Raw genomic sequence first — 24,684 nt, forward strand, 5'->3', positions numbered from 1 at the left:
CGTCGGTCCTGCCCTGGTCCTGCCGTGGTCCTGCCGTGGTCCTGCCGTGGTCCTGCCGTGATCCAGAGTCTCGCAGCCGCCACCGACGACGCCCCGCGCCGCGGCCCGAACACGCGCGCGCAGAAAAACCGCTTGCACGGCCCCGTTAGAATTGCCTCCATGGCCATTCTCCTCGCGCATTAGACGGCGGGAACGTCCTCAGCCGCCCACCCGCCACCCACGTACGTCCTGGAGTCTGTCCGTGATCTCCGCCTCCGGTATCGAGCTGCGCGCCGGTGCGCGCGTCCTCATCGAGAACGCCACCTTCCGTGTCGCCAAGGGCGACCGCATCGGCCTCGTCGGCCGCAACGGCGCAGGCAAGACCACCCTGACCAAGGTCCTCGCCGGCGAGGGCATCCCGGCCGGCGGCACCGTCACCCGCTCCGGCGAGGTCGGCTATCTGCCGCAGGACCCCCGCACCGGCGACCTCGACGTCCTCGCCCGTGACCGCGTCCTGTCCGCCCGCGGCCTCGACGTGCTGATCCGCAAGATGCGCGAGAACGAGCAGCGCATCGCCAACGGCAAGGGCACCACCCGCGACAAGGCCATGAAGCAGTACGAGCGCCAGGAGACCGAGTTCCTCACCAAGGGCGGCTACGCCGCCGAGGCCGAGGCCGCGACCATCGCCGCCGCGCTCAACCTGCCCGACCGTGTGCTCGGCCAGCCCCTGCACACGCTCTCCGGCGGTCAGCGCCGCCGTATCGAGCTGGCGCGCATCCTCTTCTCGGACGCCGACACCCTGCTCCTCGACGAGCCGACCAACCACCTCGACGCGGACTCGATCATCTGGCTGCGCGACTACCTGAAGACCTACCGCGGCGGCTTCATCGTGATCTCCCACGACGTCGACCTGGTCGAGACGGTCGTGAACAAGGTGTTCTACCTGGACGCCAACCGGTCCCACATCGACGTCTACAACATGGGCTGGAAGCTCTACCAGCAGCAGCGCGAGGCCGACGAGAAGCGCCGCAAGCGGGAGCGCGCCAACGCCGAGAAGAAGGCCGCCGCCCTGCACTCGCAGGCCGACAAGATGCGCGCCAAGGCCACCAAGACCGTCGCCGCGCAGAACATGGCGCGCCGCGCCGACAAACTGCTCTCCGGCCTGGAGGCGGTCCGCCAGTCCGACAAGGTCGCCAAGCTCCGCTTCCCCGAGCCCGCCCCCTGCGGCAAGACCCCGCTGATGGCGGAGGGCCTGTCGAAGTCGTACGGCTCGTTGGAGATCTTCACCGACGTCGACCTGGCCATCGACAAGGGTTCCCGGGTCGTCATCCTCGGCCTCAACGGCGCCGGCAAGACCACCCTGCTGCGGCTGCTCGGCGGGGTGGAGCGGCCCGACACCGGCGAGGTGGTCCCCGGCCACGGCCTCAAGCTCGGTTACTACGCCCAGGAGCACGAGACCCTGGACCCCGACCGCACGGTGCTCGAGAACATGCGCTCGGCCGCCCCCGACATGGACCTCGTGGAGGTCCGCAAGGTGCTCGGCTCGTTCCTGTTCTCCGGGGACGACGTCGACAAGCCGGCCGGTGTCCTGTCCGGCGGTGAGAAGACCCGTCTCGCCCTGGCCACGCTGGTCGTCTCGGCCGCGAACGTCCTGCTCCTCGACGAGCCGACCAACAACCTCGACCCCGCCAGCCGCGAGGAGATCCTCGGCGCGCTGCGCACCTACAAGGGCGCGGTCGTGCTCGTCACCCACGACGAGGGCGCCGTCGAGGCGCTCCAGCCCGAGCGGATCATCCTGCTGCCGGACGGCGTCGAGGACCTGTGGGGCTCCGACTACGCGGATCTCGTCGCCCTGGCGTGATGCGCCGTGAACCGGCGCGGACCGGGTGACCGGGACGGCTCGGTCGAGGACTGATCCACTGCGTATGGATCATTCGGCCTAGGCGTGATCCACCATCTGTGTGAGATCTCCTCGTATCGAGGTGTGTCGTACATCGATTTCGCGGCCGATCCCCTCTGTGCCCGGGGATCGGCCGCCGCGCCTTTCTGACCTGGCACTTCGCGAATCCGCCCGTTCGGGCCTCCGCGCGCACCATGGCGGAATCCCTGATTCCGGATGTGGGGACGCGCTCCTGTCGTCACAACGATGTCTCACGGACCTTGCCGAATGGGTGGCCATCCCGCGCCGGAGGGGTGATCATGAGGAGACCAGAGCGCACTTCCCATGAGGAGGCACGGGTGGCCGAGACTCTGAAGAAGGGCAGCCGGGTGACCGGCGCCGCGCGCGACAAGCTCGCGGCAGACCTGAAGAAGAAGTACGACTCCGGTGCGAGCATCCGGGCGCTGGCCGAAGAGACCGGCCGCTCGTATGGCTTCGTGCACCGGATGCTCAGCGAGTCGGGCGTCACGCTTCGAGGGCGTGGCGGAGCGACCCGGGGCAAGAAGGCCGCATCGTCCTGACTCCGGGCGGCCCACCGTCTTCGATGGTGACCACCCGGTCGGTCTTCTCCCGGGGTCCCTGACGGGCCCGGGGGTGCCCCTTGATCGGCCGGGTGGTTACTGTGCAGTCACTTGGCATGCCGTCGGCATGCGCGACGACTGCACCCCTCGGAGGCGCCCCATGGCTTCGCCCGACCAGGACCTCGCTCCTGTACTCGACAAGGACGGCGTACGGCTCACCGTCGACGACGCGCTCGCCACGGTGACGCTGACCAACCCGGCCAAGCGCAACGCGCAGAGCCCCGCCTTGTGGCGGGCGCTCACCGAGGCCGGCCGGCTGCTGCCGGGCTCCGTCCGTGTCGTGGTGCTGCGTGGCGAGGGCAAGTCCTTCTCCGCCGGGCTGGACCGGCAGATGTTCACCCTGGAGGGGATTCCGGGCGAGCCGACCTTCACGGATCTCGCGCGCCGTGACGACGCCGAGCTCGACGCGTCCATCGCCGAATTCCAGGAGGCGTTCACCTGGTGGCGGCGGAACGACATCGTGTCCATCGCCGCCGTCCAGGGGCATGCCATCGGTGCCGGGTTCCAGCTCGCGCTCGCCTGCGACCTGCGGGTCGTCGCCGACGACGTGCAGTTCGCCATGCGCGAGACCGCCCTCGGCATCGTCCCCGACCTGACCGGCACGCATCCGCTGGTCGGCCTGGTCGGTTACGCCCGCGCGCTCGAGATCTGTGTGACCGGACGGTTCGTCGGCGCCGGGGAGGCGGTGGCGTCCGGGCTGGCCAACCTCTCGGTGCCCGCCGGGGAACTCGACGGTGCCGTGCGGGACCTGTCGGCCGCGCTGCTCGCCGCGCCGCGGGACGCGGTCGTGGAGACGAAGGCGCTGCTGCGGGGCGCGGCCGGCCGCACCTACGACGAGCAGCGCGCCGCCGAGCGCGCCGCCCAGGGCCGACGGCTGCGGGACCTGGCCGGCGTCGGCGAATGAGCCGTCGCGGGCCCGGTGACGGCCGTCGCGGGCCCGATGACACCCTCGGTGGTGCGGTCACTCCACACCGGTGACCAGCACCGCCACCGCCGGGTGATCGTCGAGGGCGTCCCGGACCGCGGCCCGCACCAGGCGGGCCACGTCCACGGCCCGGTGCCCCGCGCCCGTCGCCAGTTCCACGCGCACCTGCCGGCGGGGCAGCGACGCGCCGACGGCGCTCCGCTCGATGTGCACCGCACGGCCGAGGCCGCCGAGTGAACCCGTCAGCCGGGCCACCCCGGGCACCGCGAGCGCGGCCGCGGCCGCCCGGGCCTCGTCCGGGTCGACGGCCTCCCGGGCGGCCGGCGGCCGCCGCGCGGCGCCGACCGCCTCGGGCCGCCTGTCGGCCGGCTCCGGCGCGTCCGCGTCCAGCAGGTCCGTCACCCTCAGGTCCACCTCCGTGACGGCGAGACCGAGGCGTTCGGCCGCGGCCGCCGCCAGCGCCAGGCGCAGCCGCGCGGCAGTCTCCGGCAGCGGCTCGGCGGCGCCGGCCGCGAAGTCCGCCGTCACCCTCAGCGGCCCGGGCGGCAGGGCGCCCGGCGGCGGCGTCACCACCGGTTCGTGGACGTCCTCCGGAGCGGCCGACGTGATCCGCAGCGACCTGAGCCGTACCCCGGGCAGATGCGCCGCGGCGACGGCAAGCACCGCCGCGGCCGCCCCCTCGGCGATCCACGCGCCGTCGCGCGGTCCGCCGAGCGGCAGCAGCCTGCCCAGCGCCAGCTGGTGCCTGACACCCTGTGTCCACCCGTCCGTCATTCCTCCAGCCTGCCGCATCCCCGGCGCGCAACCGCGCAACCTTGCTTACGGTGGTCGCAGGACGACGACCGAAAGGGACGTACGGCGATGACCGAGATGACGACGACCCCAGACGGTGACAACGAGCCCCAGGTGTCGACCCGCAAGCCCGTCGGACGCGGCGGCGGCGACCCGGCGACCCGGGGGAGGACCACCATCGCCGACGGCGTGGTGGAGAAGATCGCCGGTCTCGCGGCACGGGACGTGGTCGGCGTCCACGCCATGGGCAGCGGGCTGTCCCGCACCCTCGGCGCCGTGCGCGACCGGGTGCCGGGCGGCTCGAAGTCCGTGACCCGGGGTGTGAAGGCCGAGGTCGGCGAGGTGCAGACGGCGCTCGACCTGGAGATCGTCGTGGACTACGGCGTGTCGATCGGCGACGTCGCCCGCGCGGTGCGGGAGAACGTGGTCGCCGCCGTGGAGCGCATGACCGGACTCGAGGTGGTCGAGGTCAACATCGCGGTGAGCGACGTCAAGCTCCCCGAGGAGGAGGAAGAGGAGGAGCTCCAGCCGCCCCGCATCCAGTGAGGGCCCCGGCCTCTCGCACCCGCGCCGGCACCCGCGTCCGCACCCGGGTCGGCACCGGCACCCGCGTCCGCACCCCGCACACCTGACCGCCTGAGGAGCACCGCATGAGCAAGGCCGTGGTCGGCATGATCGCCGGGATGGCGCTGGGATTCGCCGGCTGGTTCGGCGGGTTCGGAGCCTTCCTGCTGGTCGCGGCGCTGGGCGCCGTCGGGCTCGTCGCCGGCCGGTTGCTGGAGGGCGACCTCGAACTCGGCGACTTCTTCCGCACCCGCGACGACCGGCGCGACCGGCGGCTGTGACCGCCGTGAGCGCGCAGACCGGCACGGCACACCGGACCCTGACCCAGGTGCCGCCCGGCGAGCGCGGCGCCCTGCGGATCGCCGACCGGGTCGTCGCGAAGATCGCCGCGCAGGCGGCGCGCGAGGCGCTCGCCCCGCTGCCCGCGGGCGCGGCCACCCCGCACGCCACCGTGGTCGTGCACCACGACACGGCCCGGGTCCGCGTCCACCTGGAGCTGGGCTACCCGGGCGACATCGGCGCCCGCTGCGCCGCCGTGCGCCGCCAGGTCGTGGAGCGGGTGGGCGCGCTGCTGGACCTGCGGGTGCCCGAGGTGGCCGTCCGGGTCGAGCGGCTGCACCTGACGCCGGCACCCGGCGCGCTCCGCGGGAGGATCACATGAGTGGGACCGGGCCCCCCGGGGGCAGCGCGGCCGGACCGCCGGTCCTCGACGCCGCCGGGCCCCCCGGCGGCTCCCCGCCCCTGCTGCCCCGCGGCAGCGGCCGCTTCTGGTCGGCGCGGCGCGTCCCGGCCGGCATCGTAGCGGCGCTCCTGCTGGCCGGCGCGGCCCTCCTCCTGTACGACGTGGTCGCCGTGCGGGCCCACCGGCCCGCGATGCGCTGGCGCCGCGCACTGGCCCGGCAACTCGCCGAACGGCCCCTGGACGACACCTGGGTGCTGGCCGGGGCGGGCGTGGCCGCCGCGCTCGGCCTGTGGCTGTTCGTGCTCGCCGTCACCCCCGGGCTGCGGAGCCTGCTGCCCATGCGGCGCCCGCACCATGACGTACGCGCCGGCCTGCGGCGCGAGGCGGCCGCCCAGGTGCTGCGCGACCGGGCCATGGAGGTCTCCGGCGTACGGGAGGTACGGGTGCGGCTGCGCCGCGGGCGGGCCGCCGTCCGCGCGCTGTCGCACTTCCGCGACCTCGACGACGTGCGCGCGGACCTGGACGCCGTGCTCGGCGACGCGGTCGGCGGCCTCGGACTGAGCCGTGTCCCCGCGCTCTCGGTGCGGGTCCGGCGGGCCGGAAGGAAGAGGTGAGGCGGATGCGCCGAGGCGGCGTGAACCGGGTGGTGATCGCGATCGTGGGGCTGGTGCTGCTCGCCCTGGGCGGCTCGGTGCTGGCCGTGGGCCTGGGCGCGCGCCCGCCCCACTGGTGGCTCCACTCGGGGCCGCACGACGTCCTGCTCAGCAAGGCCGAACGCACCCACTGGCGGGACGCCGGCTGGTGGTGGCCGACGGTCATCGCCGTGCCGGCCGTGCTCGTGCTGCTCGCCCTGTGGTGGCTCACCGCCGTCCTGCGCCGGCGCCGCCTGGCCGAGGTCCTGGTCGACACCGGCGACGGCGAGGGCGTCGTGCTGCGCGGGAAGGCCCTGGAGGCGGCGCTCACCGCGGACGCGGCCCGGCAGCAGGGAGTGGCCGGCAGCGGCATCCTGCTGACGGGCCGCCGTACCGCACCGGCGGTGAGCGCCCGGCTCCGGCTCGACCCGGCGGTGGACCCCGCGGCGGCGCTGACCGCCTTCACCGGCCAGGCCCTGGCGCACGCCCGGGAGTCGGCGGGCCTGGCGGCCCTCCCGGCCGAGGTGCGCCTGGGCGCGGTCGGGCACCGCGCGGGGCGGGTCACCTGAACGGCGGACGGACGGTCCCTCAGAACCCGTGCCGCATCCCGCCGTCCACCGGCACCATGATCCCGGTCAGGTAGGAGGCCGCGGGGGACAGCAGGAACGCCCCGACCCGCCCGAACTCCTCGGGCCTGCCGTACCGGCGCAGCGGGATCCGGGACTCGTTGGCGGCGCGGGTGGCCTCGGGGTCGGCGGACAGCCCGTCCAGCTCGCGCACGCGGTCGGTGTCGATGCGGGCCGGCAGCAGCCCCACGACCCGGATGCCGCGCGGTCCGAGCTCGTCCGCGATCGACTTGGCGAACCCGGCGAGCCCGGGCCGCAGCCCGTTGGAGATCGTCAGCCCCGGGATCGGCTCGTGCACCGACCCGGACAGCACGAATCCGATGACCCCGCCGTCCTCCAGCTCGGCCGCGGCCGCGCGGGCGAGCCGCACCGCCCCGAGGAACACCGACTCGAACGCGCTCCGCCACTGCTCGTCCGTGTTGTCCGCGACGAACCCGGGGGCCGGGCCGCCGACGCTCACCAGGACGCCGTGGAAGCCGCCGAAGTGCTCCCTGGCGGCCGCGATGAGCCGTTCGGCAGCCCCCGCCTCGGCGTTGTCGACGGCCACGCCGACCGCGTCCGGGCCCAGTTCGGCGGCCGCTTCGGCGACCCGCTTCTCGTCCCGGCCGGTGATGACCACCTTCGCGCCGTCGGCGACGAGCTCCCGCGCGACCGCGTTGCCCAGTCCCCGGGTGGCTCCGGTGACGACGTACACCCGGTCCTTCAGTCCAAGATCCATGGCTCCTATCCTGCCTGTTCGCCCCCGAACAGGGCGAGGGCGGTGTCGACCGGCCCGATGTGACCGAAAACCTGCGGGAAGTTCCCCACCAGGCCGCCACTCACCGGGTACCCGGCGGCACCCCCGCCGTCGCTCGGTGGCCGAGGCCGTTCCTCAGTGGCAGGCACAGCCGACCGGGGCCGTCACACGGCGGCCGGCTGCTCCTCGGGCTCCCGCTCGGCCGCGGCCTCCTCGCGGTCCCGCAGCTCGCGCCGGACCAGGAACCACCAGCCCACCGGGACCGCCGCGGCGAACAGCCACCACTGGAGCATGTACGCGTAGTTCAGCGGCGCGTCCTCGCTGCCGGGGTCGGAGATCTGTTCGGGGGAGCCGCCCTTGGCCCGGGGCGCCGTCTGCTCGACGTAGCCGCCGAGCACCTGCGCGCCGAGCCGCCGCGCCTCCTCGGCGCTGTTGATCAGCATGATCTGCCGGTCCGGCAGGCCCTTGACGTTCTTGATGCCGCTCGCGGCGGTGGTCTCGTCGGCCATCAGCCGTCCGCTGACGGTGGTGCGGCCGGCGGGCGGCGCGGGGATCCGGGGGAAGTCGGTCTGCGCGCCGTTCGCGGGGATCCAGCCCCGGTTGACCAGCAGCACCCTTTTGTCCGTGAGGACGAACGGGGTCAGGACGTGGAAGCCGACCTCGCCGTCGGAGCTGGTCCGGCGCCGGACCACGACCTCGCGGGAGGTGTCGAAGGTGCCGGTCGCGGTGACCGTGCGGTACCTCTCGGTCCGGCTGACGGCGTGGCCGGGGGAGGTGAGCCGCTCCACGGGGACGGGTGCGGCGTGCAGCGCGCCGGAGACCAGGTTGTTGCGCGCGGTGCGCTCCTCGTACCGGTGCTGCTGCCAGAAGCCCAGCCTTATCATCGCCGGGATCAGCGCGATCGCGACGAGGGTGAGGATCACCCACTGGCGGGACAGCAGGAAGCGGTAGCGGTGCACCCCACGACGTTACCTCCGGGCCATGGGGTGCCGTGCGGCGGGTACCGCGTCAGTACCGCGTCACACCCGGTCCACCACCCCCGTCCGGCCCTCCGCCCGGGCGCAGTGGGCGCCGCAGTACCAGTGGCCCTCCACCTCCACGCCCTGCCCGATGATCTGCACCCGGCAGTGCTCGCAGATGGGGGCCATGCGGTGGATCGCGCAGGAGAAGCAGTCGAACACGTGGACTGCGCCCTGGGCGTGGACCTCGAAGGTCATTCCGTAGTCATTGCCGCAAACTTCGCATCTCGCCATGGGGCACAGGGTGAGCCGTCGCCGACCCCCGGGCGAGCGGGCGCCGGGCGAGTCGCGGGGAATCACCCGTCCGTACGGTCGGCCCGGTGGCCGCCGTCACCCGTCGGCGGGCTCCACGTCGCGCAGCAGCTGCCCGAACGCGGCCTCGTCGACGACCGGGGTACCGAACTGCCGCGCCTTGACCACCTTCGAGGTGCCCGACCCGGGGTCGTTGGTGACCAGCAGGCTGGTCAGCCGCGACAGGCTGGTCGCCACGTGCAGCCCGGCCTCGGTCGCCCGGTCCTCCAGCAGCTCCCGCTCGGTGGAGGTGTCCCCGGAGAACGCCACCCGCATGCCCTGTTTGAGACGCTTGCCGTCCTCGTAGCGGCCCGGGTTGGGGTAGGGGCAGGCGGGCCGCTTGCGGGACGGGCGCCAGCCCGACGGCTGGTAGCCGCCGTACCCGCCGCTCGCCTGCCGGCCGATCCGGGGCGTGTCGGACCACTCCGTCAGCGGCCGGCACTCCAGCAGCGGCAGCCGGACGTCGCCGGCCGCCGCGGCGCGCAGGCTGGGCCGGAACGCCTCGGCCAGCACGCGCGCGTCGTCCAGCGCGTGGTGCGCCCGCTGCTGGATCACCCCGAAGTGTGCCGCCAGCGACTCCAGCTTGAAGTTGGGCAGCGGCAGCCCCAGTTCCTTGGACAGCGCGATGGTGCACAGCCGCTGGCGCACCGGTGCCTCGCTCCGGGCGCGCGCGTACTCTCTGGCGATCATCTGCCAGTCGAAGACGGCGTTGTGCGCGACCAGGACCCGGCCGTCCAGCCGGGCGGCGAACTCCTCGGCCACGTCCGCGAAGAGGGGCGCGCCCTCCAGCACCTCGCTCGTCAGGCCGTGTATCCACACGGGCCCCGGATCGCGCTCCGGGTTGACCAGGGTGTACCAGTGGTCCTCGACCTCGCCGCGCGCGTCCAGCCGGTAGACGGCCGCCGAGATGATCCGGTCGTCCCGGGCCAGGCCGGTGGTCTCCACGTCAACGACCGCGTATCCCCGCGGATACGCGGCCGGCCACCGGGTGGGGGAGGGCACTGCGGCCGCACGGTCTTCGAGCATGGTCACTGAGGATACGGGCCGCCACCGACAGTGCCGTCCCCCAGGGGCGCACGCCGCCTCCGCGCGCCCGTCCGTCCGCTCGGCGGCCCGTACACGCGTGCGTGCCCGGTGAGTTCCTAAAGGTCCGCCATGTCCCGTTCGGTACCGGCGGCACCCGACCCGACCCCGTGCCGATCGGTCCGTGCACGTGTCTTCACCCTGTTCGCCGGCTGCGGTAACTGTGGGTCAGGTGACGGACCGTCAGAATCTGTGGAAGAGGGGCGGTACGGCGTATGGCACGCGTACGGTACGGCGCTCGGACCGAACGGGAGATCACCGCCACCCGCACGGCGGCCGCCCGGCTCCCGGACATCTGGTCCACCGGGGTCACGGCCCTGTGGGAGACCGACCCGGACGCGGTCGCGGCGGTGCTGCCGCCACCCCTGAAGCCCACCGGCAGCCCGCTCGTCCGCGTGAACATCAGTGAGGTCGGGCTCCCGGCGTACCCGCTCGGCGCGGGCTCCGTCGCGGTCGCCGCCGCCCACGGCGCGGTCGACGGCTGGTACCCGCTGGTGATGCCGATGACCCACGAGCGCGTCCTCACCGGCGGCCGCGAGGTCTTCGGGGAGCCCAAGAAGCTCGGCCGGGTGACCGTCGAGCGCGCCGGCCCCGCCGTCCGGGCCGCGCTGGAACGGCACGGCATCGCCTTCGTGGAGGTGCGCGGCACGGTGGACGGCGCGCTGCCCCTGCCGGAGCCGTCGAGCAGGACCGACTTCTACTTCAAGTTCCTCCCCGCGGTGGACGGTTCCGGCTTCGACGGCGACCCCGTCCTGGTGCACTGCGTACGGCACGAACGGGTGCGCCGGCTGGAGCGCGTCACCGGTGACGTGGTGCTCCGCGAGTCCCGCTTCGACCGCGTCACCGGTGACGTGGTGCTCCGCGAGTCCCGCTTCGACCCCGTCGCCGACCTCCCTGTGCTGCGCCTGCTGGAGATCACCGCGGGCGAGAAGACCGGCGACCAGAGCGGCCGGGTCGCCGAACGGGTGGACGCCCGGGCCCTGCTGCCGTACGTCCACCAGCGCTACGACGACCCGCTCCAGGCTCACGACGGACCGCCCGAGGGGAGCGCCTGATGGACCTGCGCGCGGGACAGGTCGCCGTCGTCACCGGCGCGGCGAGCGGGATCGGCCTCGCCCTGGCCGGGCGGTTCGCCGCCGAGGGCCTGAAGGTCGTCCTCGCCGACGTCGAGGAGGCCGCGCTGGAGAAGGCCGCCGCCGGCCTGCGCGCGCGGGGCGCCGAGGTGCACGCGCGCGTGGTCGACGTCGGCGTGCGCGAACAGGTCGTGGCCCTGGCCGAGTCGGCGTACGACACCTACGGCGCCGTGCACGTGCTGTGCAACAACGCGGGGGTCGGCTCGGGCGCCGAGGGCCGGATGTGGGAGCACGACCCGAACGACTGGCGGTGGGCCTTCGCCGTCAACGTGTGGGGCGTCTTCCACGGCATCCAGGCGTTCGTGCCCCGGATGCTCGCGTCCGGGCAGCCCGGCCACGTCGTCAACACGTCCTCCGGCGACGGCGGCATCGCACCCCTGCCGACCGCCTCCGTGTACGCGGTCACCAAGGCCGCCGTCGTCACGATGACCGAGTCCCTGTACGCCCATCTGCGGTCCGAGCACGCGCGCGTGGGCGCCTCCGTGCTCTTCCCCGGGCCCCACATGCTGCGCACCGGTCTGTGGGAGTCGCACCGCAACCGGCCCGGCCGGTACGCCAAGCGGCGGCCCCGCAGGACGCCGTACCGCAGCCTCGACCAGTGGGAGGCCGCGATGCGCGCGGCCGGCCACGAGGTCCGCTTCACCCCCGTCGAGGAGGTCGCGGAACTGGTCGTGGACGGCGTCCGGACCGACCGGTTCTGGCTGCTGCCGGCGAGCGAGCACAGCGACGACCGGATCCGCGCGCGGGCGCGCTCGATGCTGGAGCGCTCCGCCCCGTCGTACCTCGAGAGCTTCATCCTGGACTGAGAGGGGGTCGTGGTGGCCGACCGTGACCCGTACCTGATCATCTCCTCCGACTGCCACGCCGGACTGCCCACCGAGCGGTACCGGCCCTACCTGGAGTCCCGTTTCCACCGGGACTTCGACGAGTTCCTCGCGGGCCGCGACCGGCGCCGCGAGGAGATGACCCGGCTCGGCATCCGCGACGAAACGTTCGCCGACCGGTGGTTCCACGACCACGAGGAGGGACTGCGCGGCGGCTGGGACAGCGCACAGCGCCTGAAGGAACTCGACGGGGACGGGGTGGCCGCCGAGGTCGTCTTCCCGGACGCCGACGCCGTGGACAGCCGGACCGCAGCGCCCTTCGGCGTGGGCCTCGGCCTGTCCGGCGACCACGACCCCGAACTCGGCATGGCGGGCGCCCGGGCGCACAACCGCTGGCTCGCCGACTTCGTCTCCACCCGCCCCGAACGGCACTGCGGGGTCGCCCTGCTGCCCGTCACGGCCCCCGTCGAACAGGTCGTCGCGGAGATCCACCGGGCCAGGGAGTCCGGGCTGCGCGCCCTGATGATCCCCGCCATGTGGGGCGCCCGGGAGCCGTACCACGACCGCCGCTACGACCCGGTCTGGGCGGCCGCCGCCGAGTGCGGCATGCCGGTGCTCACCCACTCGGGCGCGGCCCCGCGCGAGGAGTACGGCGACCACCTCGGCATCTACGTGAGCGAGGTGACCTGGTGGCCCGCCCGGCCGCTGTGGTTCCTGCTCTGGTCCGGCGTCCTCGAACGCCACCCCGGACTGCGGTTCGGCATCGCGGAGTCGGGCTGCTGGTGGCTGCCGAACCTGCTGTGGTTCATGGACCGCCTCTACCTCGGCGCGCACGGCGGCAAGAAGCTCTCCCCGTTCCGGGAGCTGAGCCGCCCGCCGCACGAGTACCTCGACCGGCAGGTCTTCGTCTGCGCCACCAACACCAAACGGCGCGAGCTGGCCCAGCGCTACGAGATCGGCGTCGACAACATCCTCTGGGGCAGCGACTTCCCGCACCCCGAGGGCACCTGGCCGGACACCCGCGGCTGGCTGCGGCGCACCTTCCACGACATCCCGGTGACCGAGACCCGCCGGATGCTCGGCCTCGCGGCGGCCGAGGTCTTCGGCTTCGACCCGCCCTCGCTCGCCCCGCTGGCCCGGCGCATCGGCCCCACCCCCGCCGACCTCGGCCAGCCCGCCGACCAGAGGGCCGTCGAGGCGTCCTGGGCACGCTCACGCGAGACCGGCCGGCACTGGCTGACCGGCCACGACTTCCCGGTGCTGGGGGTGACGCGGTGAGCGACCGCTACACGGTGATCTCCGCCGACTGCCACGCCGGGGCCGACCTCCTGGACTACCGGCCGTACCTGGCCAAGCGCTACCACGACGACTTCGACGTCTGGGCGGCCACCTACGTCAACCCCTACGAGGACCTGCTCGCCGACTCCGCCGACCGGAACTGGAACTCCGAGCGGCGCCTCGCGGAACTGGAGTCCGACGGCATCGTCGCCGAGGTGGTCTTCCCCAACACCATCCCGCCGTTCTTCCCGTCCGGTTCGCTGATGGCCCCGCCGCCCACCGCCGAGGACTTCGAACGGCGCTGGGCCGGACTGCGCGCCCACAACCGCTGGCTCGCCGACTTCTGCGCCGCCGCGCCCGGCCGCCGCGCGGGCGTCTTCCAGATCCTGCTCGGGGACGTCGAGGAGGCGGTCCGGGAGATCCGGTGGGCCGCCTCGGCCGGCCTCAAAGGCGGCCTGATGCTGCCCGGCACGCCACCCGGCTGCGGACTGCCCGAGCTGTACTCGCGGACGTACGACCCGATCTGGGCCACCTGCGCGGAGCTCGGCGTCCCCGTCAACCACCACGCGGGCTCCGCCTCACCGCCGCTCGGCGACGAACCGGCCGCCCGCGCGGTCTTCATGGTCGAGACGACCTGGTTCTCCCACCGCGCGCTGTGGCACCTCGTCTTCGGCGGCGCCTTCCGCCGCCACCCGGGACTGCGCCTGGTGCTCACCGAGCAGGGCTCCGGGTGGATCCCCGGGGTCCTCGACATGCTGGACTACTACCACGGCCGCCTCGTCGCGGCCGCCTCCAGGAGCGGCACCGCCGAGGCCAAGTTCGGCGCCGGCCTCGCCGCCGGCACGGGCCGGCCGCCCTCCGAGGTCTGGCGCGACAACTGCTACGTCGGCGCCAGCTTCATGCGCCCGCACGAGGTCCCGCTGCGCGACCGCATCGGCGTCGACAAGATCATGTGGGGCAGCGACTACCCGCACGACGAGGGCACCTACCCGTACACCCGCGAGGGCCTGCGGTACGCCTGCGCCGGCGTCCCGCGCGCGGAGCTGGCGGCCCTGCTCGGCGGCAACGCCGCCCGCGTCTACGGCTTCGACCTGGGCCTCCTGGACCCGATTGCGGCGCGGGTGGGCCCGACCGTGGCGGAGATCGCCGAGCCGCTGCGCGAACCGCCGGCCGACGCGACGAGCCCGCTCTTCGCCCGGGGGGCGTCGGTGCGGGTGTGGTGAAGGACCGTGGCGCCGGTGCCACCGCTCCTGCCCCCGGGGTGCGATCCTCCGTCCTGTGACGGAACCCACCCACGACGAGGCCCACACGGGAGCGCTGGGCACCCGGCTGAACTGGCTGCGCGCGGCCGTGCTGGGCGCCAACGACGGCATCGTCTCCACCGCGGGCCTGGTCGTCGGCGTGGCCGGCGCCACCGAGGACCGGGCCGCCCTGCTCACCGCCGGCCTGGCGGGGCTGCTCGCCGGCTCGATGTCCATGGCGGCGGGCGAGTACGTCTCGGTGTCCACCCAGCGCGACTCCGAGATGGCCGCGCTGGCCGTGGAGAAACGGGAGCTGCGGGAGCAGCCGGAGGCCGAGCTGGAGGAACTGACCGAGATGCTGCGGGCGCGCGGCCTGTCCCGGGAGGTGGCCCGGGAGGCCGCCGAACAGCTCACCGCGCGGGACGCGCTCAGGGCGCACGCGCGCGTGGAGCTCGGCATCGACCCCGACGAGCTGACCAACCCCTGGCACGCGGCCTGGGCGAGCTTCCTGGCCTTCACCGTGGGCGCGCTGCTGCCCCTGCTGGCCATCATCCTGCCCCCGGCCGCCTGGCGGCTCCCGGTCACCGTGGTGTCCGTGCTGGCCGCGCTCGTCCTCACCGGCTGGAGCAGCGCCCGGCTCGGCGCGGCCGACCCCCGGCGCGCGGTGCTGCGCAACGTCCTGGGCGGCGCGCTCGCGATGCTGGTCACCTACGTGACCGGGAGACTGCTGGGCGCGGCCGGGGTCTGAGCCGCGCGCCGGGCGGCCGCCGCCGTCACCGGGCACCTCGATGAGCCCCCGGGGAGTGCGGCGGCGTACCGTGAAGTGCGCCCGACCACCCCCTGGGCGCATCGCAGTACTCCCCGCACGAGAAGGATCCTCGCCATGCGCGCCACCACCATCCACGCCCCGTACGACATGCGCGTGGAGGACGTGCCCGACCCCGTGGTGCAGCTGCCCACCGACGCCGTGGTGCGGGTGCTGCGCTCCTGCATCTGCGGCAGCGACCTGTGGGCGTACCGCGGTGAGGCGGCCCGGCAGCCGGGCCAGCGCATCGGGCACGAGTTCCTCGGCGTCGTCGAGGAGACCGGTTCCGAGGTGGGCACCGTGCGGCGCGGCGACCTGGTGGTCGCGCCCTTCATGTGGTCCGACGGCGTCTGCGACTACTGCCGCGAGGGCCTGACGACCTCCTGCGAGCACGGCGGCTTCTGGGGCGCCGTCGGCTACGACGGCGGGCAGGGCGAGGCCGTGCGGGTGCCGTTCGCCGACGGCACCCTCGTCGGGCTGCCCAAGGAGGCGGCCTCCGACGACCACCTGCTGTCCGCCCTGCTGACCCTCTCCGACGTCCTCGGCACCGGCCACCACGCCGCCCTCGGCGCGGGCGCGCGCCCCGGGGCCACGGTCGCCGTCGTCGGCGACGGCGCGGTCGGCCTGTGCGCGGTGCTGGCCGCCAAGCGGCTGGGCGCCGAGCGGATCATCGCGCTGGGCCGGCACGAGGTCCGCACCGACATCGCGCGCCGGTTCGGCGCCACCGACGTCGTCGCCGAGCGCGGCGAGGCGGCCGTCGAGGCCCTCCGCGAGCTCACCCGCGGCCAGGGCGCGCACGCCGTCGTCGAGGCGGTCGGCACCGAGCAGTCCATGCGCACGGCCGTGAACATCACCCGCGACGGCGGCGCCATCGGCTTCGTGGGCGTGCCCCACGGCAGCGGCACCGGCCTCGACCTCGGTGTCATGTTCGACCGGAACATCGCCCTGCGCGGCGGGGTCGCGCCGGTCCGCGCCTACATCCCCGAACTGCTGCCCGACGTCCTCGACGGCACCATCGACCCCTCGCCGGTCTTCGACATGACCGTCGGCGTGGAGGGTGTCCCGGACGGCTACAAGGCGATGGACGAGCGCACCGCGCTCAAGGTGCTCGTCACCGACGGCGGGTGAGGACCGGCCCCTACAGGGGTGTCAGCGCGCCCAGAACCACCACGGCGACGGCACGACCGCGTCCGTGCCGGCGGCCCCGGCCGTTCGAGGCGTGGGAGGCGAAGCCGACGTCATCGGCGACGGGTTGAAGCGGGCTCACCCCACGATCCCCGCCGACCGCCACCCGGCCGGGTAAGTCCGGGGGCGGCGGACGCCAGGGCCTGCTCCGGCGCGAACGTGTCCTGCCGGGGGCGGCGGGGCTGTACGGCTCACGCGGCCGCCCGCCTCCCGGCAGGGCCGCCCGGCCGGGTAAGTCCGGGTGGGCGGCGGACGCCCCGCCACCGCCCCGCACCAGTCCTTTCCGGCCGAGGCGAATCACACGCTTCGCACGGCCGCCCGCCTCCCGGCGGGGCCGTTCGGGCGGCTCCGGCGGGGGTCCCGCTCGGGCGGCCCCGGCGGGTGCCCAGTCCCAGCCAGGCGTCCGGGCCCAGGCCCCCGGCGTCGTCCGCCGCCCGTTCCGGCAGGACCGTCCGGGCGGCTCAGGCGGGCGCTCAGTCCCAGGTGGCCGGGTCCGTGCCCCATGGCACGGGCGGGCGCGACCAGTTGGTGGGGCCGCCGGTGAAGGAGACCGGGGGCAGGGCGTGCCGCAGTCGGCCGAGGCGGCTGTCGGTCTCGGCCAGCCAGGTGTCCGGGGCCGGGTACGGTGCGTCGTCCGCCGCCGGCTCCGGCCGGACCTCCCGCGTCAGCCAGTGCGCGGTCCGGGCGAGCGCCAGACGTACACCGCGGGCGTGTCCGTCGTACGACTGCTCGGTGACCGCCCGCAGGACGGCCGCCGCCAGCAGGTAGCCGGTGCCGTGGTCCAGTGCCTGCGCGGGCAGCGCGCCGGGCTCCGCGGCCGTCCCCTCCGTCGCCGCGATGCCGGTCGCGACCTGCACCAGGCTGTCGAAGCCGCGCCGCCCGGCCCAGGGCCCGTACGCGCCCCAGGCCGAGACCTGGGCCACGACCAGCCCCGGGCGCCGCTCGGCGAGCGCCCGCGGGGAGAGCCCGAACCGGTCCAGGGCGCCCGGCCGGTAGCCGGTGACCACGACGTCCGCCGAGGCCAGCAGTTCCTCGAAGGTGTCCCGGTCGGCGCCGAGGTCGAGGGTCGCCGACCGCTTGCCGAAGCCCGTGTCGGCGTGCTGGTCCGGCAGTTCGGGCAGCCCCGGGGCGTCCAGCCGCAGGACGTCGGCGCCGAGCAGCGCCAGGGTGCGGGTGGCGACCGGGCCGGCCAGCACCCGGGTCAGGTCCAGCACCCGCAGCCCGGCGGCGGGCAGCAGGGGAGCGGCGGCCGGGTCGAGCGGCGGGAGCACGCGCGGGGGCGCGGCGGCCAGCCGCTCGCGCTCGACCAGGGGCCGTGCGGCGACCTCGGCGGCCTGCTCGTGCGGCGCCCACCGCGCCGGGGTGCGCAGGGCGACGGCGAGTCCGCCGGCGCGGTACACCGTCTCCTCCACCTCCGTGGCGGAGCGTCCGGCGAGCCGGTCGGCGACTTCCGGCACCGTGGCGTCCGGGGGCAGGCCCAGGGCGCCGAGCAGCCGGACCCGGTGGTGCGGGTAGTTGGCGTGGGTGCGGACCCAGCCGTCGGCCGTCCGCCAGAACCGCGACAGCGGCGCGAAGACGACCGGCGGCCGCCCGTCGACCTGGAGCAGCCGCTCGCTGTGGAAGGCGGCGGCCACCGCGCCGTCGTCCACCCGCACCCCGGGCACCTCGGCACACCCGGACCGCCGCGCCCCGAGTTCGGCGGCGGCCAGCGCGCACGCGCCCACGCAGGCGCGGGCCAGTTCCCGCACGGGGAGCCTCGACGGCAGCGGCCCCGCCCGCCCGACGGCCGAGACGGCCGGAAGGAGGGCGGGGTCACCGCCGAGCGCCGTCCACGCTGCATATTGATTGGTCATGCACCAAGCATGCAGTATTGATTCAATCAATATTCAGGGGAAGGGGTGTGCAAGGTCGCACGGAGGGACCGACGCCGTCCGGCGTCCTCGGCCCCCTACCGCACCGCGCGCAGGGCGTTCACGACACCGAAGCCGTAGAACCCGTTGACGCGCTTGCCGCCGACACAGGTGGCGTCCACGACCCCGTCGCCGTTCCAGTCGTAGGGCCCCGCCGGGCAGCCCGGGTTGTCCGCCTGGGCCTTCAGCAGCGCCCGCAACTGCGCCGGAGTGGCGTGCGGGTGGGCCGACTTCAGCAGCGCCGCCACGGCGGCCACGTGCGGGGACGCCATCGACGTGCCCTGGAGGAAGCCGTACTGGTCGTTCGGCAGCGTGGACAGGATGCGGCCGTTCTTCGACGGCGTGTCCGGGATCTGGTACTTGTCGCCGCCGGGGCCGGCCACGTCGATGACGCCCTGTCCGTAGCTGGAGTAGTACGACTTCGCGCCCGTGACGCCCACCGCGCTCACGGTGACCACGCCGGGCAGCTGGGTCGGCACGTCGAAGCACTCGTGCGGGTCGACCGTACGCGGCACGGCCGTCGAGTCGTCGGGGCTCGAGTCGTCCACGATCGCGTGCGAGTCGAGGTCGTCGCCCGAGTTGCCGGCCGAGGCCACGTTGAGCGTGCCCCTGCGCTGTGCGTACAGCTGGGCCCTGTTGACCGCGTCCACGATGGCACGTTGATCAGGGTCGTCCATGCAGTTGTACATCCACGGGTCGACGTAGTAGCTGTTGTTGGTGACCTCTATGCCGTGGTCCGCCGCGAACACGAACGCGCAGACCACGCTCTCCGGGTAGAACAGCGAGGTCGCGTCCGGCTGGGCCACCGTGATGCTCGCGACCTTCACCCCGGGCGCCACGCCCGCCACCCCGATGCCGTTGCGGGCCGCGGCTATCTCGCCCGCCACATGCGTGCCGTGGTAGTGGTCGGCGTCCACCGGCCGCCAGGCGCCGTACGTCGTGTCCGGCTTGCCGCTCACGCAGTTCGCGGACTGGGACGCGGAGAAGTTCGGCGCTATGTCCGGGTGGGTGTCGTCCACGCCCGTGTCGATGACACCGACGGTCACGTCCCGGCTTCCTGGGTTGATCGTGGCGGCCTTGTCCGCGCCGATCGCCCGCAGGTCCCACTGGTCGGCCTCGAGGGGTTCCTCGCCCGCCGACGCGCCCTTGGCGACCTTCGCGGCCTCCGCCTTGGACAGGACCTGCACCGCGCCCTCGTCCGTCGTCCCCGCCGGGGCCAGCGGGGCGGTGCGCGTGGCGCCCGCCGAGTCCACGCCCCGCACCGCACGCATCCGCGCGCCGAAGTCGGGCGCGGCCGAGTGCGCGACGATCACGCCGATCCTGTCGTAACTCGCCACCACCGTGCCGCCGTTGCGCTTGATCGCCGCCGTCACCGACTCGACCGTGCGGTGGTCCGTCGAGGTGTTGACCACGTACGCGAGGTTCGGTCCGTCCGCAGTCCGCGCCGTCGCGGCAGCCGGGGTCGACGCCGAGGCCGCCGTCGGCAGGAAGCCGAGCGAGGCGGTCAGCGACAGCACGACCGGCACGGCGAGCGCGAGCCGGCGTCTGGAACGCAGATGAGCCATGGGATCTCCACATCATCCGGATACGGAACCGCCCGAGACACAGGTGGTGCTCGGGCAGGTACATGACGGGTGGTGCAGGCCGAAGCTATCCCCACACACTGATCCACGAAAGGGCGCGGCCGGCTTGAACCGCTCCGCGCGTGGCGCCGTGACCGTGGACGGAGGGCCCACCAGGATCGAGGCCCCCCACGGGAATCACACCGGGGAGTCGACCGATGACTCGCCGTAGCGCGGTTCCCCGTCCCAGTGAGGTCCGAAGCGCACGCCCGCAACGCGAGGAGACTCCGTGGCCACCGAGACACCGCCCCCCGCGGAACCCCAAGCCCACCTTCCCTCCACCGAGCAGTTCACCGAGGTGCAGCAGAGCCAGGAGTTCGGTGAACTGCGCCGCTCCCACCGCTCGTTCGCCTTCCCGCTGACCATCGCATTCATCACCTGGTACCTGCTGTACGTCCTGCTCTCGAACTACGCGGGCGGCTTCATGGGCACCAGGGTGGCCGGCAACGTCAACGTCGCCCTCGTCCTGGGCCTCGCCCAGTTCCTCACCACCTTCCTCATCGCCTGGTGGTACGCCCGGCACGCCGCCACCAGGCTCGACCCCAAGGCCGAGGCCCTCAAGTCCCGGATGGAGGGCGGAGCATGAGCCCCGCACAGCACACCCTGCTCGCCGCCGGCGAGGCGAGCGAGCACCGGCCGCTGATCATCACCCTGTTCGCGGTGTTCGTCGCCGCGACCCTCGTCATCACGGTCTGGGCGGGCCGCCAGACCCGGGGCGCCGCCGACTTCTACGCCGGCGGCCGCCAGTTCACCGGCTTCCAGAACGGTCTCGCCGTCTCCGGCGACTACATGTCCGCCGCGTCCTTCCTCGGCATCGCCGGCGCCATCGCCCTCTTCGGCTACGACGGCTTCCTCTACTCCATCGGCTTCCTGGTCGCCTGGCTGGTCGCCCTGCTGCTGGTCGCCGAACCACTGCGCAACTCCGGCCGCTACACCATGGGCGACGTTCTGGCCTACCGCATGCGCCAGCGCCCGGTGCGGACGGCGGCCGGCACGTCGACCATCGTCGTGTCGATCTTCTACCTGCTCGCCCAGATGGCGGGCGCCGGCGTCCTGGTCTCGCTGCTCCTCGGCATCACCAGCGACGGCGGCAAGATCGGCATCGTCGCCCTCGTCGGCCTGCTGATGATCGTGTACGTCACCATCGGCGGCATGAAGGGCACCACCTGGGTGCAGATGGTCAAGGCGGTGCTGCTGATCGCGGGCGCCGTCCTGCTCACCTTCCTGGTCCTGCTGAAGTTCCACTTCAACATCTCGGACCTGCTCGGCAAGGCCGCCGACAACAGCGGCAAGGGCTCCGCGTTCCTGGAGCCCGGCCTGAAGTACGGCGCCACCGGCACCACCAAGCTGGACTTCATCTCGCTCGGCATCGCCCTGGTGCTCGGCACCGCCGGGCTGCCGCACATCCTGATCCGCTTCTACACCGTCCCCACCGCCAAGGCCGCCCGCAAGTCCGTCATCTGGGCGATCGGCCTGATCGGCGCCTTCTACCTGATGACCCTCGCCCTGGGCTTCGGCGCGGCCGCGCTGATCAAACCCGGCGAGATCATCACCTCCAACAAGGCGGGCAACACCGCCGCCCCGCTCCTCGCCCTGCACCTGGGCGGAACCGACTCCGACTGGGGCGCGATCCTGCTCGCCAGCATCTCGGCGGTCGCCTTCGCCACGATCCTCGCGGTCGTCGCGGGCCTGACCCTGGCCTCCTCCTCGTCCTTCGCGCACGACATCTACGCGAACGTCATCAAGAAGGGCCAGGCCACCGAGAAACAGGAGATCAACGCGGCCCGCTACGCCACCGTCGGCATCGGCGCCGTCTCCATCGTCCTCGGCGCCCTGTCCCGCGACCTGAACGTCGCCGGACTCGTCGCCCTCGCCTTCGCGGTCGCCGCCTCCGCCAACCTGCCGACCCTGCTCTACAGCCTGTTCTGGAAGCGGTTCACCACCGCGGGCGCCCTGTGGTCGATCTACGGCGGCCTGGTCACCGCGGTCGGCCTGGTGCTGTTCTCGCCGGTGGTGTCCGGCAAGCCGACCTCGATGTTCCCCGACGTCGACTTCCACTGGTTCCCGCTGGAGAACCCGGGCATCATCTCGATCCCGGTCGGCTTCCTCCTCGGCGCCCTGGGAACCCTCCTGTCGAAGGAGGTCCCGGACACCGGCAAGTACGCGGAGCTCGAAGTGCGGTCCCTGACCGGCACCGGAGCCCACTGAGGTTCCTCCGGACGGCCGCGTCGCACCGGACTGTACGGTCCTACGACGCGGCCGCGCCGCACCTCGTGGGATCGGGCCGCTGTCGTTGTCCGTGCTCTCACGTAGGCTCGCAGGTGACGGGAGAATGAGTGCTCCGAACGAGGGAGGGGGCCCACGTGCTCATCGACACCTACGGCCGAGTGGCCACCGACCTGAGGGTCTCGCTGACCGACCGCTGCAACCTGCGCTGCGCCTACTGCATGCCGGAGGAAGGCCTGCAGTGGCTGGCCAAGCCCGACCTGCTGACGGACGACGAGATCGTCCGCCTCATCGACATCGCGGTCCGCCTGCTCGGCATCGAGGAGGTCCGCTTCACCGGCGGCGAACCCCTGCTCCGTCCCGGCCTGGTCGGCATCGTCGAGCGGGTCGCGGCCCTCACGCCCCGGCCCCGGACGTCCCTGACGACGAACGGCATCGGCCTCGGGCGCACCGCGTCCGCGCTGAAGGCGGCGGGCCTCGACCGGGTCAACGTCTCCCTGGACACCCTGCGCCCGGACGTCTTCAAGACCCTCACCCGGCGCGACCGGCACAAGGACGTCATCGAGGGACTGCGGGCCGCCCGCGAGGCCGGCCTCACCCCGGTCAAGGTCAACACCGTCCTGATGCCCGGCCTGAACGCCGACGAGGCCCCGGACCTGCTGGCCTGGGCCGTCGAACACGACTACGAACTGCGGTTCATCGAGCAGATGCCGCTGGACGCCCAGCACGGCTGGAAGCGCGAAGGCATGGTCACCGCCGGGGACATCCTGGCCTCGCTGCGCACCCGCTTCGAGCTCACCCCCGAGGGCGCCGACGAACGCGGCTCGGCACCGGCGGAGCGCTGGCTGGTCGACGGCGGCCCGCACCGGGTCGGTGTGATCGCCTCGGTCACCCGCCCGTTCTGCGCCGCCTGCGACCGCACCCGGCTGACCGCCGACGGACAGATACGGACCTGCCTGTTCGCCACCGAGGAGACCGACCTGCGGACGGCCTTGCGCTCCGGCGCCCCCGACGAGGAGATCGCCGGCCTCTGGCGCACGGCGATGTGGGGCAAGAAGGCGGGAGCGGGCCTCGACGACCCGTCGTTCGTCCAGCCGGACCGGCCGATGTCCGCGATCGGCGGCTAGCGAACGGCCGCCGGCGACCAGCGGCCGGAAATCGGCGGCCGGTGACTACGAGTTCTCGCGCGCTTGCCAGTCCTCGAACCTGACGACGTCCTTCAGGAAGCCACGGACCCCGAGGAACTGCGCGAGGTGCTCGCGGTGCTCCTCGCAGGCGAGCCAGGTCTTCCGCCGCTCCGGCGTGTGGACCTTCGGGTTGTTCCACGCCAGCACCCACACGGCGTCGGCACGGCAGCCCTTGGCGGAACAGATGGGCGTCTCACTCACGGATTCGTCTCACAGAGAAGGTGCGCACAAGGCGACGCCGAGCAGCCACGGGGGGAGCTGCCCGGCGTCGGTCCGTCGCTCCGACGGGGGATGCGGAGCGCGTACGCAGTATGTCATGGGTCACCCGCCGCCCGGCACCGGAACAGCACGATTGATCTGAGCTTTTCTTGAGCTTGGCGGCGGTCGGTCTTCCGCTTCCGGCGGCCTTCCCGCGTCCGCCGTGGTCACGCCCGTCCGGGCCGTTCGCCCCGGGGCCCCGCGCCCGGATCCGGCGGCGCGTCCCCCGCCACGGATTCCGCCCGCGCGCCCTCTTCCCGCGCCTGCGGCGGCGTGATCATCGGCCGGGTCGGCGCGGTGACGAAGGTCGACGGAAGAGAGGGCGGCCGCTCCCGGCCCGCGTTCGCGATCACCACCGCGATGTAGGGGAGAACCCCGCCCAGCACCAGTGCCACGATCGCGACGTACCGTTCGACGTTCCACAAGGTGGCCGCCAGGATCACCGAGGCGGTGCGGATCGTCATGGAGATGACGTACCGCCGCTGCCGGCCCCGCACGTCCTCCGCCAGCCCGGTCCGGGCTCCGGTGATCCGGAACACCTCGACGCCGCCGTGCTGCTTCCGCGTCACATCCCACCATCCGCCCGCATCGGACTCCCCGGCCCGCATTCCCGTCCCGCCCGGCGGGGAACCGGTCCAGGACACTCCCACGTTACGCCGCGACCGCACCGTCCACGAGACCGGGTCGGCCGGCTCCCGCGCGCACGACCCCGCCCGTGCCGCGTACGGCCGCGGCCGACGTGCGCGGCCCGGGGGACCGGCCGAGACTGGCAGCAATGCTCACGTCGAGCCGTACGAGGAGGCAGCCATGGGCTGGTTGTGGGCGATCATCGTGGGATTCGTCCTCGGCCTCATCGCGAAGGCCGTCATCCCGGGCAAGCAGCACAGCCCCCTCTGGCTGACGACCATCTGCGGCATGCTCGGCGCCATCGTCGGCAACGCCATCGCCCGCGCCCTCGGTGTCGAGACGACCCGGGGCATCGACTGGAGCCGGCACGCCTTCCAGCTCATCGCCGCGATCATCATCGTCTTCGCGGTCGACATGCTCTACATGGCGACGCTGGGCAAGAGGAGACAACGGGCCTGACGGCGGACGCGGGGGGGGGGGGGGGGGGGGGGGGGGGGGGGGGGGGGGGGGGGGGGGGGGGGGGGGGGGGGGGGGGGGGG

General features: G+C 73.7%; 27 protein-coding genes. 18 read left to right on the plus strand and 9 right to left on the minus strand.

Annotation, left to right across the window (positions count from 1 at the left end; genetic code table 11):
- Nucleotides 1-241: 241 nt before the first annotated feature.
- The 3 genes from abc-f to V7E45_RS07015 all read left to right on the plus strand — a co-directional run bounded on the left by abc-f (nucleotide 242) and on the right by V7E45_RS07015 (nucleotide 3,403).
- Nucleotides 242-1,840, plus strand: a complete 1,599-nt coding sequence (gene abc-f, locus V7E45_RS07005) for a ribosomal protection-like ABC-F family protein (RefSeq protein WP_333773202.1) — start codon at nucleotides 242-244, stop codon at nucleotides 1,838-1,840.
- Nucleotides 1,841-2,217: 377 nt separating this feature from the next.
- Nucleotides 2,218-2,439, plus strand: coding sequence for a helix-turn-helix domain-containing protein (locus V7E45_RS07010; RefSeq protein WP_004002281.1), 222 nt, complete (start codon nucleotides 2,218-2,220; stop codon nucleotides 2,437-2,439).
- A gap of 160 nt (nucleotides 2,440-2,599) precedes the next feature.
- A complete protein-coding gene (locus V7E45_RS07015) occupies nucleotides 2,600-3,403 on the plus strand; it encodes an enoyl-CoA hydratase/isomerase family protein (protein WP_333773203.1) in 804 nt (267 codons plus the stop codon).
- 57 nt (nucleotides 3,404-3,460) lie between these two features.
- On the opposite strand, the gene V7E45_RS07020 is transcribed toward V7E45_RS07015, so the two are convergent.
- Complete coding sequence (locus tag V7E45_RS07020) at nucleotides 3,461-4,198, minus strand: nucleopolyhedrovirus P10 family protein (protein WP_333773204.1); 738 nt, start codon at nucleotides 4,196-4,198, stop codon at nucleotides 3,461-3,463.
- Nucleotides 4,199-4,285: 87 nt separating this feature from the next.
- On the opposite strand from V7E45_RS07020, the gene V7E45_RS07025 reads away from it, so the two are divergent.
- From V7E45_RS07025 to amaP, 5 genes are all read left to right on the plus strand, one after another.
- On the plus strand, nucleotides 4,286-4,762 hold the full coding sequence (locus V7E45_RS07025) for an Asp23/Gls24 family envelope stress response protein (RefSeq protein WP_443055961.1): 477 nt from the start codon (nucleotides 4,286-4,288) through the stop codon (nucleotides 4,760-4,762).
- Between the two features lie 104 nt (nucleotides 4,763-4,866).
- On the plus strand, nucleotides 4,867-5,061 hold the full coding sequence (locus V7E45_RS07030; protein WP_333773206.1) for a hypothetical protein: 195 nt from the start codon (nucleotides 4,867-4,869) through the stop codon (nucleotides 5,059-5,061).
- Nucleotides 5,058-5,441: a hypothetical protein gene (locus V7E45_RS07035; RefSeq protein WP_443055962.1), complete on the plus strand. Its 384-nt coding sequence runs from the start codon at nucleotides 5,058-5,060 to the stop codon at nucleotides 5,439-5,441. Before V7E45_RS07030 ends, V7E45_RS07035 begins: the two co-directional genes overlap by 4 nt.
- Entirely contained in the window at nucleotides 5,438-6,076 is a 639-nt protein-coding gene (locus V7E45_RS07040) for a DUF6286 domain-containing protein (RefSeq protein WP_333773208.1), read from the plus strand. The genes V7E45_RS07035 and V7E45_RS07040 overlap by 4 nt, the downstream gene beginning before the upstream one ends.
- 5 nt (nucleotides 6,077-6,081) lie before the next feature.
- Complete coding sequence (gene amaP, locus V7E45_RS07045) at nucleotides 6,082-6,663, plus strand: alkaline shock response membrane anchor protein AmaP (RefSeq protein WP_333773209.1); 582 nt, start codon at nucleotides 6,082-6,084, stop codon at nucleotides 6,661-6,663.
- Between the two features lie 19 nt (nucleotides 6,664-6,682).
- On the opposite strand, the gene V7E45_RS07050 is transcribed toward amaP, so the two are convergent.
- The 4 genes from V7E45_RS07050 to V7E45_RS07065 form a co-directional block, all read right to left on the minus strand.
- Nucleotides 6,683-7,438 carry an SDR family oxidoreductase gene (locus V7E45_RS07050; RefSeq protein WP_333773210.1) on the minus strand — a complete coding sequence of 252 codons (756 nt, stop codon included), beginning with the start codon at nucleotides 7,436-7,438 and terminating at the stop codon, nucleotides 6,683-6,685.
- A gap of 182 nt (nucleotides 7,439-7,620) precedes the next feature.
- A complete protein-coding gene (locus tag V7E45_RS07055; protein ID WP_333773211.1) occupies nucleotides 7,621-8,415 on the minus strand; it encodes an SURF1 family cytochrome oxidase biogenesis protein in 795 nt (264 codons plus the stop codon).
- A 60-nt stretch (nucleotides 8,416-8,475) separates the two neighbouring features.
- Entirely contained in the window at nucleotides 8,476-8,709 is a 234-nt protein-coding gene (locus V7E45_RS07060; RefSeq protein ID WP_020939201.1) for a hypothetical protein, read from the minus strand.
- Nucleotides 8,710-8,805: 96 nt separating this feature from the next.
- Nucleotides 8,806-9,792: a DEDDh family exonuclease gene (locus V7E45_RS07065; protein WP_333773212.1), complete on the minus strand. Its 987-nt coding sequence runs from the start codon at nucleotides 9,790-9,792 to the stop codon at nucleotides 8,806-8,808.
- A gap of 272 nt (nucleotides 9,793-10,064) precedes the next feature.
- Here V7E45_RS07065 and V7E45_RS07070 point away from each other — a divergent pair, with 272 nt between their 5' ends.
- The 6 genes from V7E45_RS07070 (at nucleotide 10,065) to V7E45_RS07095 (ending at nucleotide 16,258) form a co-directional block, all read left to right on the plus strand.
- Nucleotides 10,065-10,904 carry an acetoacetate decarboxylase family protein gene (locus V7E45_RS07070; RefSeq protein WP_333773213.1) on the plus strand — a complete coding sequence of 280 codons (840 nt, stop codon included), beginning with the start codon at nucleotides 10,065-10,067 and terminating at the stop codon, nucleotides 10,902-10,904.
- Nucleotides 10,904-11,788 (plus strand): SDR family NAD(P)-dependent oxidoreductase, encoded by an 885-nt coding sequence (locus V7E45_RS07075; protein WP_333773214.1) that lies wholly within the window; start codon nucleotides 10,904-10,906, stop codon nucleotides 11,786-11,788. Before V7E45_RS07070 ends, V7E45_RS07075 begins: the two co-directional genes overlap by 1 nt.
- 12 nt (nucleotides 11,789-11,800) lie before the next feature.
- Nucleotides 11,801-13,084, plus strand: a complete 1,284-nt coding sequence (locus V7E45_RS07080; protein WP_333773215.1) for an amidohydrolase family protein — start codon at nucleotides 11,801-11,803, stop codon at nucleotides 13,082-13,084.
- On the plus strand, nucleotides 13,081-14,307 hold the full coding sequence (locus V7E45_RS07085; RefSeq protein ID WP_333773216.1) for an amidohydrolase family protein: 1,227 nt from the start codon (nucleotides 13,081-13,083) through the stop codon (nucleotides 14,305-14,307). The genes V7E45_RS07080 and V7E45_RS07085 overlap by 4 nt, the downstream gene beginning before the upstream one ends.
- Before the next feature lie 55 nt (nucleotides 14,308-14,362).
- The gene (locus V7E45_RS07090; RefSeq protein ID WP_333773217.1) at nucleotides 14,363-15,073 is read left to right on the plus strand and encodes a VIT1/CCC1 transporter family protein; all 711 of its coding nucleotides are present in this window, start codon (nucleotides 14,363-14,365) and stop codon (nucleotides 15,071-15,073) included.
- Nucleotides 15,074-15,208: 135 nt separating this feature from the next.
- On the plus strand, nucleotides 15,209-16,258 hold the full coding sequence (locus V7E45_RS07095; protein ID WP_333773218.1) for a zinc-dependent alcohol dehydrogenase family protein: 1,050 nt from the start codon (nucleotides 15,209-15,211) through the stop codon (nucleotides 16,256-16,258).
- A gap of 530 nt (nucleotides 16,259-16,788) precedes the next feature.
- Here V7E45_RS07095 and V7E45_RS07100 read toward each other — a convergent pair.
- Both V7E45_RS07100 and V7E45_RS07105 read right to left on the minus strand, forming a co-directional pair.
- A complete protein-coding gene (locus V7E45_RS07100; RefSeq protein WP_333773219.1) occupies nucleotides 16,789-18,168 on the minus strand; it encodes a CoA transferase in 1,380 nt (459 codons plus the stop codon).
- A gap of 95 nt (nucleotides 18,169-18,263) precedes the next feature.
- Nucleotides 18,264-19,790: a S8 family peptidase gene (locus V7E45_RS07105; protein ID WP_333773221.1), complete on the minus strand. Its 1,527-nt coding sequence runs from the start codon at nucleotides 19,788-19,790 to the stop codon at nucleotides 18,264-18,266.
- 286 nt (nucleotides 19,791-20,076) lie between these two features.
- Here V7E45_RS07105 and V7E45_RS07110 point away from each other — a divergent pair, with 286 nt between their 5' ends.
- From V7E45_RS07110 to moaA, 3 genes are all read left to right on the plus strand, one after another.
- Complete coding sequence (locus tag V7E45_RS07110; RefSeq protein ID WP_333773222.1) at nucleotides 20,077-20,433, plus strand: DUF485 domain-containing protein; 357 nt, start codon at nucleotides 20,077-20,079, stop codon at nucleotides 20,431-20,433.
- Nucleotides 20,430-22,055, plus strand: a complete 1,626-nt coding sequence (locus V7E45_RS07115; RefSeq protein WP_333773223.1) for a solute symporter family protein — start codon at nucleotides 20,430-20,432, stop codon at nucleotides 22,053-22,055. Before V7E45_RS07110 ends, V7E45_RS07115 begins: the two co-directional genes overlap by 4 nt.
- A gap of 155 nt (nucleotides 22,056-22,210) precedes the next feature.
- Nucleotides 22,211-23,200, plus strand: a complete 990-nt coding sequence (gene moaA, locus V7E45_RS07120) for a GTP 3',8-cyclase MoaA (RefSeq protein WP_333773224.1) — start codon at nucleotides 22,211-22,213, stop codon at nucleotides 23,198-23,200.
- Nucleotides 23,201-23,245: 45 nt separating this feature from the next.
- Here moaA and V7E45_RS07125 read toward each other — a convergent pair whose 3' ends face one another.
- On the minus strand, nucleotides 23,246-23,461 hold the full coding sequence (locus tag V7E45_RS07125; protein WP_333773225.1) for a hypothetical protein: 216 nt from the start codon (nucleotides 23,459-23,461) through the stop codon (nucleotides 23,246-23,248).
- Nucleotides 23,462-23,685: 224 nt separating this feature from the next.
- Nucleotides 23,686-24,126 carry a DUF3099 domain-containing protein gene (locus V7E45_RS07130; RefSeq protein ID WP_333773227.1) on the minus strand — a complete coding sequence of 147 codons (441 nt, stop codon included), beginning with the start codon at nucleotides 24,124-24,126 and terminating at the stop codon, nucleotides 23,686-23,688.
- Nucleotides 24,127-24,325: 199 nt separating this feature from the next.
- Between V7E45_RS07130 and V7E45_RS07135 the strand changes: the two genes are divergently transcribed.
- The gene (locus V7E45_RS07135; protein WP_319150467.1) at nucleotides 24,326-24,604 is read left to right on the plus strand and encodes a GlsB/YeaQ/YmgE family stress response membrane protein; all 279 of its coding nucleotides are present in this window, start codon (nucleotides 24,326-24,328) and stop codon (nucleotides 24,602-24,604) included.
- Nucleotides 24,605-24,684 lie beyond the last annotated feature (80 nt).

Source organism: Streptomyces sp. IBSBF 3136 (assembly GCF_036815105.1).
Taxonomy (GTDB): domain Bacteria; phylum Actinomycetota; class Actinomycetes; order Streptomycetales; family Streptomycetaceae; genus Streptomyces.

What these genes read in the sequence shown, in the direction of transcription:
- V7E45_RS07030 (WP_333773206.1), top strand. Translation starts at nt 4,867, where the DNA reads ATGAGCAAGGCCGTGGTCGGCATGATCGCCGGGATGGCGCTGGGATTC.
- V7E45_RS07015 (WP_333773203.1), top strand. Translation starts at nt 2,600, where the DNA reads ATGGCTTCGCCCGACCAGGACCTCGCTCCTGTACTCGACAAGGACGGC.
- V7E45_RS07130 (WP_333773227.1), bottom strand. Translation starts at nt 24,126, where the DNA reads ATGCGGGCCGGGGAGTCCGATGCGGGCGGATGGTGGGATGTGACGCGG.
- V7E45_RS07100 (WP_333773219.1), bottom strand. Translation starts at nt 18,168, where the DNA reads ATGACCAATCAATATGCAGCGTGGACGGCGCTCGGCGGTGACCCCGCC.
- V7E45_RS07025 (WP_443055961.1), top strand. Translation starts at nt 4,286, where the DNA reads ATGACCGAGATGACGACGACCCCAGACGGTGACAACGAGCCCCAGGTG.
- V7E45_RS07075 (WP_333773214.1), top strand. Translation starts at nt 10,904, where the DNA reads ATGGACCTGCGCGCGGGACAGGTCGCCGTCGTCACCGGCGCGGCGAGC.
- V7E45_RS07105 (WP_333773221.1), bottom strand. Translation starts at nt 19,790, where the DNA reads ATGGCTCATCTGCGTTCCAGACGCCGGCTCGCGCTCGCCGTGCCGGTC.
- V7E45_RS07020 (WP_333773204.1), bottom strand. Translation starts at nt 4,198, where the DNA reads ATGACGGACGGGTGGACACAGGGTGTCAGGCACCAGCTGGCGCTGGGC.
- V7E45_RS07135 (WP_319150467.1), top strand. Translation starts at nt 24,326, where the DNA reads ATGGGCTGGTTGTGGGCGATCATCGTGGGATTCGTCCTCGGCCTCATC.
- V7E45_RS07115 (WP_333773223.1), top strand. Translation starts at nt 20,430, where the DNA reads ATGAGCCCCGCACAGCACACCCTGCTCGCCGCCGGCGAGGCGAGCGAG.
- V7E45_RS07095 (WP_333773218.1), top strand. Translation starts at nt 15,209, where the DNA reads ATGCGCGCCACCACCATCCACGCCCCGTACGACATGCGCGTGGAGGAC.
- V7E45_RS07050 (WP_333773210.1), bottom strand. Translation starts at nt 7,438, where the DNA reads ATGGATCTTGGACTGAAGGACCGGGTGTACGTCGTCACCGGAGCCACC.
- V7E45_RS07060 (WP_020939201.1), bottom strand. Translation starts at nt 8,709, where the DNA reads ATGGCGAGATGCGAAGTTTGCGGCAATGACTACGGAATGACCTTCGAG.
- amaP (WP_333773209.1), top strand. Translation starts at nt 6,082, where the DNA reads ATGCGCCGAGGCGGCGTGAACCGGGTGGTGATCGCGATCGTGGGGCTG.
- V7E45_RS07070 (WP_333773213.1), top strand. Translation starts at nt 10,065, where the DNA reads ATGGCACGCGTACGGTACGGCGCTCGGACCGAACGGGAGATCACCGCC.
- V7E45_RS07065 (WP_333773212.1), bottom strand. Translation starts at nt 9,792, where the DNA reads ATGCTCGAAGACCGTGCGGCCGCAGTGCCCTCCCCCACCCGGTGGCCG.
- V7E45_RS07040 (WP_333773208.1), top strand. Translation starts at nt 5,438, where the DNA reads ATGAGTGGGACCGGGCCCCCCGGGGGCAGCGCGGCCGGACCGCCGGTC.